At 33.4% G+C, this 15,115-nt stretch carries 10 protein-coding genes; 6 read left to right on the top strand and 4 right to left on the bottom strand.

Features of this window, described 5'->3' with window-relative positions; all coding sequences use genetic code 11:
• Positions 1 to 89: 89 nt before the first annotated feature.
• Both BLT84_RS11690 and BLT84_RS11695 read left to right on the top strand, forming a co-directional pair.
• Positions 90 to 443, top strand: a complete 354-nt coding sequence (locus BLT84_RS11690) for a 4Fe-4S dicluster domain-containing protein (RefSeq protein WP_034892407.1) — start codon at positions 90 to 92, stop codon at positions 441 to 443.
• 228 nt (positions 444 to 671) lie between these two features.
• Positions 672 to 1,229, top strand: a complete 558-nt coding sequence (locus BLT84_RS11695; protein WP_091265926.1) for a GNAT family N-acetyltransferase — start codon at positions 672 to 674, stop codon at positions 1,227 to 1,229.
• Between the two features lie 5 nt (positions 1,230 to 1,234).
• On the opposite strand, the gene BLT84_RS11700 is transcribed toward BLT84_RS11695, so the two are convergent.
• Positions 1,235 to 2,536: a carboxypeptidase-like regulatory domain-containing protein gene (locus tag BLT84_RS11700; protein WP_091265929.1), complete on the bottom strand. Its 1,302-nt coding sequence runs from the start codon at positions 2,534 to 2,536 to the stop codon at positions 1,235 to 1,237.
• 105 nt (positions 2,537 to 2,641) lie between these two features.
• Between BLT84_RS11700 and BLT84_RS11705 the strand changes: the two genes are divergently transcribed.
• Entirely contained in the window at positions 2,642 to 3,373 is a 732-nt protein-coding gene (locus BLT84_RS11705; RefSeq protein WP_091265933.1) for a class I SAM-dependent methyltransferase, read from the top strand.
• Here BLT84_RS11705 and BLT84_RS11710 read toward each other — a convergent pair.
• On the bottom strand, positions 3,347 to 4,354 hold the full coding sequence (locus BLT84_RS11710) for an LLM class flavin-dependent oxidoreductase (RefSeq protein WP_091265936.1): 1,008 nt from the start codon (positions 4,352 to 4,354) through the stop codon (positions 3,347 to 3,349). The two genes, BLT84_RS11705 and BLT84_RS11710, sit on opposite strands and share 27 nt — an antisense overlap.
• Before the next feature lie 245 nt (positions 4,355 to 4,599).
• Between BLT84_RS11710 and BLT84_RS11715 the strand changes: the two genes are divergently transcribed.
• Entirely contained in the window at positions 4,600 to 5,793 is a 1,194-nt protein-coding gene (locus tag BLT84_RS11715) for a hypothetical protein (RefSeq protein ID WP_091265940.1), read from the top strand.
• Between the two features lie 67 nt (positions 5,794 to 5,860).
• Here the strand turns inward: BLT84_RS11715 and BLT84_RS11720 are convergent, their stop codons facing one another.
• On the bottom strand, positions 5,861 to 8,530 hold the full coding sequence (locus BLT84_RS11720; protein WP_091265944.1) for a TonB-dependent receptor: 2,670 nt from the start codon (positions 8,528 to 8,530) through the stop codon (positions 5,861 to 5,863).
• A 447-nt stretch (positions 8,531 to 8,977) separates the two neighbouring features.
• Positions 8,978 to 11,527: an adenosylcobalamin-dependent ribonucleoside-diphosphate reductase gene (locus BLT84_RS11725; RefSeq protein ID WP_091265948.1), complete on the bottom strand. Its 2,550-nt coding sequence runs from the start codon at positions 11,525 to 11,527 to the stop codon at positions 8,978 to 8,980.
• Between the two features lie 437 nt (positions 11,528 to 11,964).
• Between BLT84_RS11725 and ychF the strand changes: the two genes are divergently transcribed.
• Positions 11,965 to 13,059 (top strand): redox-regulated ATPase YchF, encoded by a 1,095-nt coding sequence (gene ychF / locus BLT84_RS11730; RefSeq protein WP_034892417.1) that lies wholly within the window; start codon positions 11,965 to 11,967, stop codon positions 13,057 to 13,059.
• Between the two features lie 201 nt (positions 13,060 to 13,260).
• Positions 13,261 to 15,114: a DNA topoisomerase IV subunit B gene (locus BLT84_RS11735; protein ID WP_034892420.1), complete on the top strand. Its 1,854-nt coding sequence runs from the start codon at positions 13,261 to 13,263 to the stop codon at positions 15,112 to 15,114.
• The last annotated feature ends 1 nt before the right edge of the window (position 15,115 follow it).

Genomic DNA, 15,115 nt, shown 5'->3' on the forward strand with positions numbered 1-15,115 from the left:
AAAAATCGCCTATAAATCCTTGAAAAATTAAAATTTGTAAAGGAATTTTTTTTCAGGATGTAAGTTTAAATTTACTAATAAAATCAGCTATGGCAATTATAATAACAGACGAATGTATTAACTGTGGGGCTTGTGAACCAGAATGTCCCAACACTGCGATCTATGAAGGCGCAGATGATTGGCGTTATACCGATGGTACAGATCTTGAAGGAAATGTAGTGCTGCCAAACGGTAAAAAAGCAGATGCTAATGAAGCACAAGAACCTATAAGTGATGAGATCTACTACATAGTTCCAGATAAGTGTACAGAATGTAAAGGTTTTCATGAAGAACCTCAATGTGCTGCAGTTTGCCCTGTAGACTGTTGCGTACCGGATGATGATCATGTAGAAACCGAAGAAGAATTACTTGCTAAACAAAAATTCATGCATGAAAATGCGTAGAGAATCTTATTTATACTTGTATAATCCCGTTCAATTTTGTTGAGCGGGATTTTTTTTTGAATTATATTTTTTTTAGATAAAATCTTGATGCTTGGATCTTTCCTGAAAATTAATATTTGTTGTAGTTCTAATCTAAATATGACGTATTATAAACGATCTTATCAATTTTAGTAGACCCAACTAAAATTTTGTATGTAAATTAATTGAGCTAAAAAAATAGATCTAGAAATGAGTGATCTTCATTACAAAAGAGTCTCAGAAGATTCAGAATTAGAAGAAATTTTGAAGTTACAGAAAAGAAATCTTCCAGAAGCTCTTACTTCCAAGGAGATGAATTCTCAGGGATTTGTTAGCTTAAAATATACTTTTGAAAATTTAAAGGATCTAAACTTGGAAGAAGCTGCCATTATCTGTAAAAGTGATTCTGGAGTTGTAGCTTATATATTAGCAATTAGTAAAGGTTCTGAAATTTCAATGCCTTCTTTAGAAAGTCTTAAAGCTAAATTAAGTAAAAGTTTATATAAGGATAAACCTATATCAGCTTATAATTATGTACTTATAGGGCAGGTTTGTGTTGATAAAAATTATAGACAACAAGGTGTTTTTAAATCTTGTTATGAGTTATATAAACATACTTTTCAAAATAAATACGAATTTGCAGTAACGTTCATTTCTGATAGAAATCATAGATCATTGCACGCTCATAAGAAATTGGGCTTCCAATTTATATACAAGTATAAAGGTAATGACAACGAGGTTTGGAACATCGCATTACTATCTTGGTAAAAGATCTATTGCGGATCTTTCTTAATATTACGCTGAATTTTTTCTATGGCATTTTGTATTGATTTCTCAGGTTCAATAATATTTTGATCGCCCCAAAAATCTCTATCTGTAAAGCCTGAAACATCATCTACCATAACAACAGATGAACTTATAAATTGATCTGTATTCTTTAGATTACCATTGCTAAATTTTTCCCGATCTGTCACGGCCATTTCTCCAGTAAGCGTATATCTGGAATTAAACAATTTATTGTCCCAGTTCACAACAAATTCTAATTGTGCTCTGCTGTAACTGTAATACCATTTCCCATTACTTTCTCTATAATCTACTTGATAAACTACATCTACAGGGTATACATAAGCTGCACTTGGTTTCTTTTTAACAAAAATCCTACTTGCCTTATCTCTATCTTCCACGTTCATACTGAAATTGGCTTTTATCAATGCTAAACTCTCAGAATCGATATAAAGCTTTCCAGAGTACCAGGGTTGTGAGGTATCATTTTCATTAAAATTGACTATATAGACCAATTTATTATTAATGCGTGTAACATTATATAGTTTAAAATTAAAATTATCTGAGATAACACCGGTAAATAGAAACTCAGGATATTTCATTACGTCTAGAAAAACGGTATTATAAGGTCCTCCACGAAGTTTTAAGGCTAAAGTATCTAACCTTTCATAATCTGTTCTCTTTCTAGCTTTAAAGATTGATATTTGATCTTTCTTACCGCTGGTATAAGGTTGTTTTAGAACTTTTACTACCGCTTCAGAAAGAGAAACATTTCTTCTCCTTTTTTGAATAGACTCTCTATAAAATGCAGTAATTATATCTTTTTGATCTGAATAGTTTTCACCTCTCTTATCCATCATTGCCCTAACTAATTCTGTAGCATTGCCATGATCTAAAAGGTTAATCTCAGGAAGTTCTTCTACAACTTCACTAAGTTCTATCTGAGTATTTTCAGTTTTAAAATCACTTAATGGTAAAATTTTGCTCTGATATCCTAGATAAGAGATCTTAATGGCGCCCTCTTTTATTGATATTGGTATCTTAATAGAAAATTCTCCATCAGAATTGGTTATGGTAGATATATTGGTGCCTTGTAAATTTAATACTGCTAGTGTAATATCATTCCCGGTGTTGCTATCTACTACCTTTCCTTTAAATTCTCTATATTGATTTTGTTGTTGTATCTCTACTTGAATAAAGGTACTAGCAAAAGAATAAGGTCCTGTAAATACTAAAAATAGTATTAAAGCATAAATATAGTTAGATAAGGTGGGAATTTTATGGAATTTCATAGCGATAGAGTATAATATTTAATCAGTATAGTAAGTGCTACTAATTTAGTGATTTTTAGTAAATTAATACTTTAGAATTAACGGCTCAAAATATAAATATGTAAAATGAAAGATAACTTTTCCTCACAATCTAATCTATATGCTAAATATAGACCTACCTATCCTAATGAGTTGTATAACTTTATTCTAGCTAATTGCTCTAATTTTAATTCCGCATGGGATTGTGGAACCGGAAACGGACAGGTAGCGGGAGTTCTAGCAGAATACTTCCAAGAGGTTAAAGCTACAGATATTAGTGAGCAACAATTAAAAAATGCTATAGCTAAACAAAATATTTTATACTCGAGACAAGCTGCAGAGAAAACTAATTTTAAAAACGATTCGTTTGATCTGATCACAGTTGCACAAGCTATTCACTGGTTTAATTTTGAGGAATTTTATAAAGAAGTAGAACGATGTTTAAAGCCAGAAGGAATATTTGCGGTAATTGGATATGAGCTATTTTCTAGCAATGAAGAAACAAATAGAGTAATTGACGAGTTGTATAGAGATATATTGGGGCCTTATTGGGATAAGGAAAGATATCTTTTAGAAGAGGGGTATAAGACCATTCCATTTCCTTTTAAAGAGATCGAAACTCCAAAAATTAGTTTAGATCTAAATTGGAGTTTCGATGACCTTATAGGTTATTTAAAAACATGGTCTGCCGTTAAGCACTATGAAAATGATAAAGGGGTGAACCCGGTGGATATCTTATCTAAAGAACTGAGGCAAGCTTATGGCGAACGTGGAGTTATTCATTACCCAATCCTATTCAGACTTGGTAAGCTCTCCTAGAATTTCATAAGATCTCAATCTTGCTTTGTGATCAAAAATATGAGAAACCACCATGATCTCGTCTATTGCTGTATCTTCTATAAATGCAGCTAGTTTTTCTTTGATGGTAGCCTTACTTCCTATAAAACTATAATGTATCATTTGCTGAACAGCTGCTTTTTCAGCCTCATTCCAAATATGTTCCATATTTTCTACAGGAGCTTGCATAGGTCTTCTCGTGCCTCTAATTAGCCCTAAGAACATTTGTTTCTGGCTTGTAGCTAAACGTTCTGCCTCTTCATCTGTAGCTGCTGCAATTACATTAACACAAGCTATAGCATATGGTTTATCTAATTGATCTGAACTTTCAAAGCCATCCTTGTACAGTTTCAATGCCTGATGCAGATAGGCTGGAGCAAAATGACTAGCAAAAGCATAAGGCAATCCTTTATGAGCTGCTAATTGTGCGCTATAGGTGCTAGAACCTAATAAGTATAATGGAATGTCAAGGCCTTCTCCCGGAATAGCTCTAACATCAGAATGTCTGTTATCTTTAGAAAAGTATCTCTGCAATTCCTGAATGTTATTTGGAAAATCGTTTACAGATTCCTGTGCATTTCTTCTAAGTGCCATGGCAGTTCTTTGATCTGTACCCGGTGCTCTACCTAAACCAAGATCCATTCTACCAGGGAATAAGAGTTCCATGGTACCAAATTGCTCTGCTATAACTAATGGAGCGTGATTTGGAAGCATAATCCCTCCAGAACCAACTCTAATAGTTTTGGTGCCCTGTGCGATGTGTTGTAATAAAATTACAGTGGCAGAACTGGCAATACTTTCCATATTGTGATGTTCTGAGATCCAAAATCTTTTATATCCCCAGTTTTCTACATGTTGAGCCAGATCTAGACTATTCCTAAATGAATCTGTTGGAGTATTTCCCTGAGTAACAGGTACAAGGTCTAAGACGGAAAAATGAGTATTTTGAAATATATCTTTCATATAATTTTAAATATTGAAGAATGAATATTACCAATTTCGATCAATTAAAAATTGAATTGTGGAAATTGTAATCATTGCAATTTCTGTCGCTATCAAGTCGGTAAAATTACATAAGGGTGTATTTCTCCATATTCATGGTAGGAAATGAAAATAATTATATTCGTTTTTTTTCAATTGACCTTTCGCGGCATAAAATATGATACGCTGTAAAATTTTACCAACAAGTAAATTCAAAGTTTTAAGGGATGAAAAAATCAATCTTCAAAATGTTATTTATAGGAATGCTATTTCCTTCAGTTATAATAGCTCAGGAGAATTTAGAAAATCATAGCGTAACCTCTTTGGTATTAACAGAACTTAATCGAGAACGTAACCTTCAAAAAGAAAACTTAGATCTTAAGATCAAACAATTAGATGCTAAGATTGATAATCTAGATGTGAGTATTAAGAATACTAGCTCTTCTTCAGAGAAAGTAGATAAGCTTTTAGAGCGAGTACAAATATTAGAAGAAAGACAGCAAGAGCTAGATAAAAACACGGTTAGTGTTTATAAATATAACTACAGTTCTGCGGTATTAAATCTTGCTTCTATGGAGCGTGAGATAAAACCATTAAATCTATTTAACAGTTCTAGAGATTTTTATGGAACCTTAGAGAAAACTAGTAATCCTATGAATTATGATGGATATGCAGAATGGTTTAAGGAATTTCAGAAATATATAGAAGAGAATAAAAAAGACGAAGCCAGACTGGCTGCTTTAAGTCATATTATAGATGTCACTGGAAATTTGGCTGAAGGTACACCTTTTACAGGCATGTTTGCGGGTAGTTTATTTGATGGTATAGGATCTTTTATAAACTCATTGGGTAGGAGAGATCGCAACCTTAGGGAGAAAAGCATGAAGATGTTTAATCTTACTACGTCTGTATCACAATTCACTCATGATAAGGATCTAATAGAGACAGAGTGGAAAGGCATTACAAAAAGTTTGAATGAGCTTACAGAATTGCAGAATCAGGCTATGGAGGCTAACGTAGTTAATTTATTAGGGATAGAGAAAGAAGTATTTAATAAACGATTTACCAATGAGACCGATGCAAAAAAGAGAACTCAATATATTATAGATATCTCTAAAATTGCTGAAAATAAGATCGTAGAAGAAAGGGCAAAAAATCCTGAAAATTGGAAACAACAATATTTCAACCAGATGGAAGCTGTTCAAAATTTAAAGATCCGTTTTGGAACCATTACCTTTAGAATTTTAGAAAATCTAGATAAATACAAGGTTTTAATTGATAAATATAAACAAGACGAATTCTTAAAAGATAGAATGAATCAGTTAGAATTAAAATTAGATCTAGTAAAAGGTAGTTTTGAATCCACATTCAATCCCCAAGAATACATAAGAGCTTCCAATGAAATGTATATTGTAGAATAAGAAATGATATCGTAAAAAAAAGGCAAGGATTTTATCCCTGCCTTTTTTTTTGATGATAAATAACAAATTAGAATTGCATGTTTAATTTAGCGTAGTAATACGCTCCACCAAATCCCATTTGTACAGAATCCCAATATCCACCACCTTCACTCCAATCATCCTGTTGATCTGGATATACATTAAAAAGGTTATTAGAACCTACGTTTAACTTTAATTGATCGCTTATTTTGAATCCTAAATTTAGATCTGTGGTGATCTTAGCGCTATATGTATCTGTGGCAGCATCAATTTGATTTTCAAAACTACCATAATCTGCTACATCTTCGAATGTCTGGAAATCTAATAATTTAACTTCGCTAAACCTGTTCAATCCTAACGCAACGTCAAATCTTTTGATGTCATATTTTAAATTCAATAGTAACTTACTATCGGGAGCAGAAGCTAAAAGAAATGCCTTATCTCGTTCTCCAAAAAATGTTTGTTCATCTAGCATCCCATTTTTTACATCGGTTATACTCATGTCATTAAAATTTCCAATAAAGCTTGAGGTAAGTGTACCAGCTCCTAAATTAGCCTTATGAGATAGTACGATATCCAATCCGTACGTCTCCGTATCTGCACCATTGGCAAAAAACTGCGCTGCTTCTACATTTTCTATCTGTGGAGCATCAAAGTTTCCGGTAAGTACAATTCTATCTTTAACTTTGATGTAATAACCATCTATAGTTGAAGTAAAGCTTCCGAAATTTGCGGTGAAACCAAGGGATGCGTTTAGCGCTGTTTCTTCTTTTAGAGGTCCAATTCCAAAAGAAGCAGTTACAGGACTATTATTTGGAGAAAGCTGTGTATCTAATGCAACACCATTAACAAAATTTGTGAATTTTAAATTATAATATATTTGAGCCAAAGAGGGAGCTCTAAATCCTGTACTCACAGAACCACGTGCGTTTACGTTATCAGAAACTTTGTATCGCGCTGCTAATTTACCATTTATGGTACTTCCAAAATCTGTATAGTCTTCAAATCTTGCAGCAGCCGCAAGTAAAAATTTCTCTGTAAATTCAAATTCTGAATCTAAATATAGGGAAACATTAGATCTGCTTCTATCAACCTCGTTTGCTGGTCCATATCCTGGGAAACCTTGAGAACCACCCGGTCTTAATTCTCCTGAATTTGGATCTATTGGTTGTACCTGAACATTAGGATCTGTAATTATTCTACCATTTTCATCAAAGGTTCCATAAGAGCCTTCTTCTCCAGAAAATATTTCAAAATTCTCTGTTTTATACTCAATACCAAAGGCTAGGTTGGTACCGGCAAATACATTTTCATAATAATTAGAGAAATCTAAATTAACTGTGTTTTGACTTAAACTATGTCCACCTGCATCAAAATCTGTAGGAGAGTTTTCCTGTAAAGAAGCATTTAATGTTCCTTTAATATAGTAATGGAAGAAATTCTTTCCCCATGTATTGCTAACGTCTATTTTCCATCCGCTATTGGTTTCGGTTCTAAATCCTGCCGCCACAGAATTATCTGTGATAATGGAGGTAATTCTTGGTGTAAAGCCGTTTGGGTAAATACTTACAACATTACGCTCTGTAGGATTATTTCTTGTAAAAGCATAAGCATCGGTATCTCTATAATTTCTACCTCCAAAGGCATAGAACTCTGTTTTATCTGAGAGCGGAATTGCAAGATTTCCAAAGAAATTAAAACCATCTATTGCCGCTTCTCCAAAACCTCTTCTAAAATCGAAGCCTGGTCTTAGTGTCTTATTTTTACTGATGTATTCTGTAGTAAAATTAGCAAACCCACTTTCCCCAATTCCTACTCCATAGTTTGCAGTTACTTTAACAGAGCCTCCATCAAAGTTCTTATCATCACCAATTTTATTGCCATCTCTTTCTGTATCTAATCTATTTCCATCTGTATTTGGAGTGCCATCTGGAAAATCTCCATCGGCATTGGTGTTGTAAAAGCCATAATTTATGTTAGCAGTAAATTTATCAACTTCATCATTCAAAACAAGATTGATCACCCCTGCAATAGCGTCTGATCCATATTGTGCGGAAGCTCCATCTCTTAATATTTCTATTCTTTTTATGGCAGCAGCGGGTATGGCGTTAAGGTCTGTTCCTGTATTTCCTCTTCCACGTGTACCAAATAAATTAATTAGCGATGATTGATGTCTTCTTTTTCCATTTATTAAAACTAAAGTTTGATCTGGTCCTAATCCTCTTAAAGATGCTGGATCTATATGATCTGCTCCATCAGATCCAGATTGTTTATTGGCATTAAAAGATGGTGCTGCGTACTGCAAAAGTTCATTCACCTCAATTCTACCGGTTTGGGTAGTTACAGAACTAACATCAATAACATCTATTGCTACCGGAGTATCTGTAGCTGTTCTTTTAGGACTGCGGGATCCAACCAGCTGCACCTCACTAAGAGACACACCATCTGCTAAAATAACGTTGATGGATGTTCTATTTTCAACATCAACTTCTGATGTTTCAAACCCTACATAACTAAATACTAAGGTGGCAGAACCATCTACCGATATGGTGAAATTTCCATCAAAATCTGTGGTTGTTCCATTTTCAGTATTCTTTTCAGAAACATTAACCCCGGGTAGAGGTAAACCTGTGGCATCTTTAACGGTTCCAGAAACCTGCTGTGCGATTAAAAAATAAGGGCAACCTGCAAGAAAAAGTAAGAGTAGAAATTTTTTCATATTTAAAGGTTTAAGATTTATTATAGTAATTTCTATAATTAAAAAATAACTATTGAGAATAAATTATTGATTACCTATTTGAAGGGGGAGATGTAATAATATTAAATGGTAAAGAATAAAAATACTTAATGAAAGTACACAATTTTTTATCAAATGCATATTTTATTATGAATTGATGTTGTTTACATTATCAAGAAATTTATAAAACTTCCTTAAAATGTAGCTTCGCCTAATGTAACATCGATCTTTTGCAAGCAATCCTAAGAATTTGTTTCACTCTTGAATTATACTATTAAATAAACTTTTTTAGCATTTTTAAATAAAAAGGATGTTAGGCTACTAAATCTAAAACAGATGATCATAGGTATTTCTATCAACTATACATAAAAAAACTGCTCTATTCAAAAGAATAGAGCAGTTTATGAAATTTAGAATTTAGAAATTTAATTAACCACACTTAGAAGATCCACAGTCTTTACAAGTAAGACAACCTTCTTGATAGATGAGGTTTGTAGAATTACAATTGGTACATTTTTGTCCTTTAGCCTCTGTTCCATCTGCAACATAACGTTTAAGAGCTCTAGCAACACCGTTCTTCCAAGTGTTTATAGATTCGCTATTTAATTGCAAGCTGTTAATAAGATCTACCGCATTTTCTATTGGCATTCCATGTCTTAACGTACTTGAGATCAATTTGGCATAGTTCCAGAATTCAGGATCAAATTTATGAGAAAGTCCTTCTATGGTAGTTTTATAACCTCTTTGGTTTTTATATTGAAAGTCATATCTCGTATTACCTTGTTCATCTTTATTTTTGATGATCTTCCCATTATCTACCCATCTAGGAATTAGAATTCCATCCTCATCATCTGCCAAACCGGTAAAGATCTCATAAGGTTGATCTCCAATAAGTCCAATAAAAGCAATCCATTTCTCTTTATTGTTTTGAAATCTAATAACATCTGCCTCTAACTCATGAGGCCTTTTAGTTGGAAAACTCGAATTACTTTCTGAAGATTCTTTTTTCTCTTCATTAGATATAAGCACCCCACTTCGAGATCCATCTCTGTAAACGGTAACTCCTTTACAACCTACTTTCCAGGCTTCCATATAAAGTGTGCCTACCAACTCTTCTGTAGCGTCGTTAGGAAGGTTTATGGTAACACTTATAGAATGATCTACCCATTTTTGAACTGCACCCTGCATTCTTACCTTACTCAACCAATCTATATCGTTAGAAGTAGATTTATAATATGGAGATTTCTTTACTAATTCATCAAGATCTTTTTGAGTATAATCATTGCTTATCTCATGCCCATTAACTTGCATCCATTCTTTAAAACGGTGATGGAAAACTACATATTCTTCCCAAGAATCTCCTGTTTCATCTACATAATCTACCGTTACATTTTTATCGTTAGGGTTTACTTTTCTTCTTCTCTTATACACAGGCATAAATACCGGCTCGATTCCAGAAGTAGTTTGCGTCATTAAACTAGTAGTTCCTGTAGGAGCAATAGTTAGCATGGCGATATTTCTTCTTCCATGTTCCAGCATTTCGTAATACAGCTTTTCATCTGCATCTTTAATACGCTGGATAAATGGATTGTTCTTTTCTTTATCTGAATCATAAAAAGCAAAAGCACCTCTGTCTTTGGCCATGTTAACAGAACCTCTATATGCTTCTAATGCTAAGGTTTTGTGAACTTTTACAGAGAAATCAATTCCTTCGGGACTTCCATAAGCTATACCAAGGGCAGCTAACATATCTCCTTCTGCAGTAATTCCAATTCCTGTACGTCTTCCTTCGTTGGCTTTCTTCTTAATTTCTAACCAAAGATTTTTCTCTACTCTTTTAATTTCTTCATTTTCTGGATCTGCATCTATCTTACCTAGAATATCGTCGATTTTTTCTAATTCTAGATCGATTATATCATCCATCATTCTTTGTGCTGCAGCCACGTGTTTCTTGAATAAATCAAAGTCAAAAGTTGCCTCTTTAGTGAAAGGATTTACTACATAAGAGAAAAGATTGATAGCTAAAAGTCTACAAGAATCATAAGGACATAAAGGAATCTCGCCACAAGGGTTTGTAGAAACCGTGTTGTAGCCCAGATCTGCATAGCAATCTGGTACAGACTCATTGATAATAGTATCCCAAAATAGAATTCCCGGTTCCGCAGATTTCCATGCATTATGAACGATCTTATTCCATAAGATGGAAGGATCTATCTCTTTAGTTTGCTTAGGATCTTTACTGTGAACTGGAAATTTTTGAATGTAAGGAGTCTTGTTATCTAAAGATTTCATGAAATCATCATCAATTCTTACAGAAACATTGGCACCAGTAACTTTTCCCTGTTCCATTTTAGCATCTATAAAACCTTCAGAATCTGGATGATTTATAGATACAGACAGCATAAGTGCACCACGTCTTCCATCTTGTGCAACTTCTCTGGTAGAGTTGGAATAACGCTCCATAAAAGGTACGATACCGGTTGAAGTAAGTGCAGAGTTTTTAACAGGAGATCCTTTAGGTCTTATATGAGAAAGATCGTGCCCAACTCCACCACGGCGTTTCATCAATTGCACTTGCTCTTGGTCTATCTTCATAATGCTTCCATAAGAATCACTATTACCGTTATTGCCAATAACAAAACAGTTTGAAAGAGAAGCTACCTGAAATTTATTTCCGATTCCAGCCATTGGACTTCCTTGAGGAACAATGTATTTGAAATTTTCTATCAATCCCATAATTTCCTCTTCACTCATAGGATTTGGGTATTTGGCTTCAACTCTTGCTATTTCTTTAGCAATTCTTACGTGCATATCCTGAGGGGACTTCTCATAGATATTATCATAAGAATCTTTTAATGCGTATTTATTAATCCAAACTCTAGCAGCTAATTCATCTCCTTTAAAATATTTTAAAGAAGCTTCAAAAGCTTCATCCTGAGTGTAGATTTTTTCTTTAGTGGGAGTGGTTTCAACTTTCATTAAGTGATTTTATAGATGTTTTATAAGGGTATTTTCAAGAATGTAAATGTAGTAAAAATTAAAGTATAAGTGAAAATTTAAAATTCAAAAAGTTTGCAAAATAAATTATTTAATATACTGATATTTAATTAGTTATAAATTTATAAACAATCAATTGTTTACAAATATAAATAACAATTTCAAAAATTGATTATATGATGTTTTCAGTGTAAGATTAAAAAATGTAGAAAATTATTTGAGAATTTCTCAATAATTGGATTTTAATACCAAGATTATTGTACGAGTTGCAAAGATAAAATTACCAGCGTAATCTAGCCCTAATTAAAGTTAATTCTCAAGAATTTATTCCTACCATTAATACTCAATAACTGCGCGTTAATTCTCCATTCAAATTTATATCTTTGCAGCCGCAAAATATCAGTATCAAATAATAAAGTATGAAAGCAGGAATAGTAGGCTTACCAAACGTAGGGAAATCCACACTTTTTAATTGTTTATCTAATGCTAAGGCGCAAAGTGCAAATTTTCCGTTCTGTACCATAGAGCCAAATATTGGAGTAGTAAATGTTCCAGATCATAGATTAGACAAATTAGAGTCTTTAGTAAATCCAGAAAGAGTAATGCCTGCAACTGTAGAGATTGTAGATATTGCAGGATTGGTAAAGGGAGCTAGTAAAGGAGAAGGTTTGGGAAATCAGTTCTTAGGAAATATTAGAGAGACAGATGCTATCTTACATGTGCTACGCTGTTTTGATAATGATAATATTGTTCATGTAGATGGTTCTGTAGATCCTGTAAGAGATAAAGAGACCATAGATATGGAGCTTCAGTTAAAAGATCTGGAGACTGTAGATAAGAAATTAGAAAAAGTTAAGCGTGCTTCACGTACTGGAAATAAGGAAGCTCAAAAAGAAGAAACAGCCCTTTTAAAGGCTAAAAAGGGTTTAGAAGCTGGTGTTTCTGTTAGAGCTATAGAATTCTCAGACGAAGAAAGAGAAGAATTTATAGCTAACCTACAACTCATCACAGATAAGCCTGTGATGTATGTTTGTAATGTAGATGAAGATGCAGCAACCTCTGGAAATGCTCACGTAGATAAGGTGAAAGAAGCTGTAAAAGACGAAAATGCTGAGGTTTTAGTATTAGCTGTAGGTACGGAGGCAGATATTACAGAACTTGATGATTACGAAGAGCGAAAAATGTTTTTGCAAGATATTGGTTTAGATGAGCCAGGTTCTGCTAAACTTATACGCTCTGCTTATAGTTTATTAAATCTTCAAACTTATTTTACTGCCGGTGTTAAAGAGGTAAGAGCATGGACAATTCCGGTTGGTGCTAGTGCGCCACAGGCAGCGGGAGTAATACATACAGATTTTGAAAAAGGTTTTATTCGTGCAGAAGTAATTGCTTACGAAGATTTTTCAACTTTAGGAAGTGAAGCTAAAGTTAAAGAAGCTGGTAAAATGAGAGTAGAAGGAAAAGAATATATCGTTAAAGATGGAGATGTAATGCATTTTAGATTTAATGTTTAAATTCTAGAACATATTGCTGATTATTCAGTAAATTTCAAAAAATCCATTTGTACATATGTATAAATGGATTTTTTTAGATTATAAAATAAAATTTTTGCAGTTAACATTTCACATTAAATCTTTGTTAATTACTTTGCGGATTAGCTGTTTCAGTTTTTTGCGGGAAACCTTATATTAGCAACTCAACGGCACCTACTACTTATGAGTGAAGAAACCAAATATACCGAAGACAATATACGATCTCTCGATTGGAAAGAGCATATTAGAATGCGCCCGGGAATGTATATCGGGAAACTTGGGGATGGCTCTACTGCAGATGACGGTATCTACATCCTTTTAAAGGAAGTTTTAGATAATAGTATAGATGAATTTGTAATGGGTTCCGGGAAAACTATAGAGGTTTCCGTTCAAAATCAGCGTGTTATAGTTAGAGATTATGGTAGAGGGATTCCATTAGGAAAGGTGGTAGATGTTGTTTCTAAAATGAACACCGGGGGTAAGTACGACTCAAAAGCATTTAAAAAATCTGTAGGTCTTAATGGAGTTGGTACAAAAGCAGTAAATGCTTTATCTTCAAGTTTTAGAGTAGAATCTACCAGAGACGGTAGGTCTAAATCTGCAGAATTTGAGCAAGGAAATCTGGTTAGAGAAGAAGAATTAGATGAAACTTCTAGAAGACGAGGAACTAAAGTAACTTATGTTCCGGATGAATTGATTTTTAAAAATTTCAAATACCGTGATGAGTATATTGAAAAAATGCTCAAAAACTATGTATACCTAAACCCGGGGTTAACAATTATTTTTAATGGTGAAAAATTTTATTCTGAAAATGGATTAAAGGATCTTTTAGGTGATAGTATAAAAGAAGATGACCAGTTATATCCAATAATTCATCTTCGAGGAGAAGATATCGAAGTTGCTATAACGCATAGCAAGACTCAATATTCTGAAGAATATCATTCTTTTGTAAATGGTCAAAACACATCTCAAGGTGGTACGCACTTGTTAGCCTTTAGAGAAGCCGTGGTTAAAACTATTAGAGAATATTACGGAAAGAATTACGATGCAGCCGATGTACGAAAATCTATCGTAGCCGCAATCAGTATAAAAGTGATGGAACCGGTTTTTGAGAGTCAGACAAAAACTAAATTGGGTTCTACAGATATGGGTGGAGAACTCCCAACGGTTAGAACGTACATCAACGATTTTTTAAAAACTCAACTTGATAATTATTTACATAAGAATCAGGAAACAGCAGAAAAGCTGAATAGAAAGATCTTGCAGGCAGAAAGAGAGCGTAAAGAACTTTCAGGAATAAGAAAACTTGCAAAAGACAGAGCTAAAAAAGCTAGTTTACATAATAAAAAACTTAGAGATTGTAGAATTCATTTGGGAGATAGCAAGAAAGAGCGCTATTTAGAATCTACGTTATTTATTACAGAGGGAGATTCTGCGAGTGGGTCTATTACAAAATCTAGAGATGTAAATACTCAGGCAGTTTTCAGTTTAAAGGGAAAACCTTTAAATAGTTATGGTCTTACAAAGAAGATCGTTTATGAAAATGAAGAATTCAATTTATTACAAGCGGCTTTAAACATAGAAGAATCTATTGAAGATCTTAGATATAATAACATTGTAATTGCTACCGATGCCGATGTGGATGGAATGCACATAAGATTATTACTGATTACATTCTTTTTACAATTCTTTCCAGAATTAATAAAAGAAAATCATTTGTATATTCTTCAAACTCCTTTATTTAGAGTTAGAAATAAAAAAGAAACTATTTACTGTTATAGCGAATTTGAGCGCCAAGCTGCTGTAGAAAAATTAACAGGAAAGGCAGAGATTACTCGATTTAAAGGTTTAGGAGAAATTTCTCCAGATGAATTCAAGCATTTTATTGGAGATGATATTCGATTAGATCCGGTAATGTTGGATAAAGATATGTCTATAGAAGAATTATTGAATTTCTATATGGGTAAGAACACTCCAGACCGACAGGAATTTATTATCGATAATTTAAAAGTTGAACTAGATCTGATCGCGGAATAGC

It is taken from the genome of Gillisia sp. Hel1_33_143, assembly GCF_900104765.1.
Lineage (GTDB): Bacteria > Bacteroidota > Bacteroidia > Flavobacteriales > Flavobacteriaceae > Gillisia.

Coding starts and splice junctions, on each gene's coding strand:
- ychF (WP_034892417.1), top strand. CDS start 11,965: ATGAAAGCAGGAATAGTAGGCTTACCAAACGTAGGGAAATCCACACTT.
- BLT84_RS11715 (WP_091265940.1), top strand. CDS start 4,600: ATGAAAAAATCAATCTTCAAAATGTTATTTATAGGAATGCTATTTCCT.
- BLT84_RS11710 (WP_091265936.1), bottom strand. CDS start 4,354: ATGAAAGATATATTTCAAAATACTCATTTTTCCGTCTTAGACCTTGTA.
- BLT84_RS11690 (WP_034892407.1), top strand. CDS start 90: ATGGCAATTATAATAACAGACGAATGTATTAACTGTGGGGCTTGTGAA.
- BLT84_RS11720 (WP_091265944.1), bottom strand. CDS start 8,530: ATGAAAAAATTTCTACTCTTACTTTTTCTTGCAGGTTGCCCTTATTTT.
- BLT84_RS11735 (WP_034892420.1), top strand. CDS start 13,261: ATGAGTGAAGAAACCAAATATACCGAAGACAATATACGATCTCTCGAT.
- BLT84_RS11700 (WP_091265929.1), bottom strand. CDS start 2,536: ATGAAATTCCATAAAATTCCCACCTTATCTAACTATATTTATGCTTTA.
- BLT84_RS11705 (WP_091265933.1), top strand. CDS start 2,642: ATGAAAGATAACTTTTCCTCACAATCTAATCTATATGCTAAATATAGA.
- BLT84_RS11725 (WP_091265948.1), bottom strand. CDS start 11,527: ATGAAAGTTGAAACCACTCCCACTAAAGAAAAAATCTACACTCAGGAT.
- BLT84_RS11695 (WP_091265926.1), top strand. CDS start 672: ATGAGTGATCTTCATTACAAAAGAGTCTCAGAAGATTCAGAATTAGAA.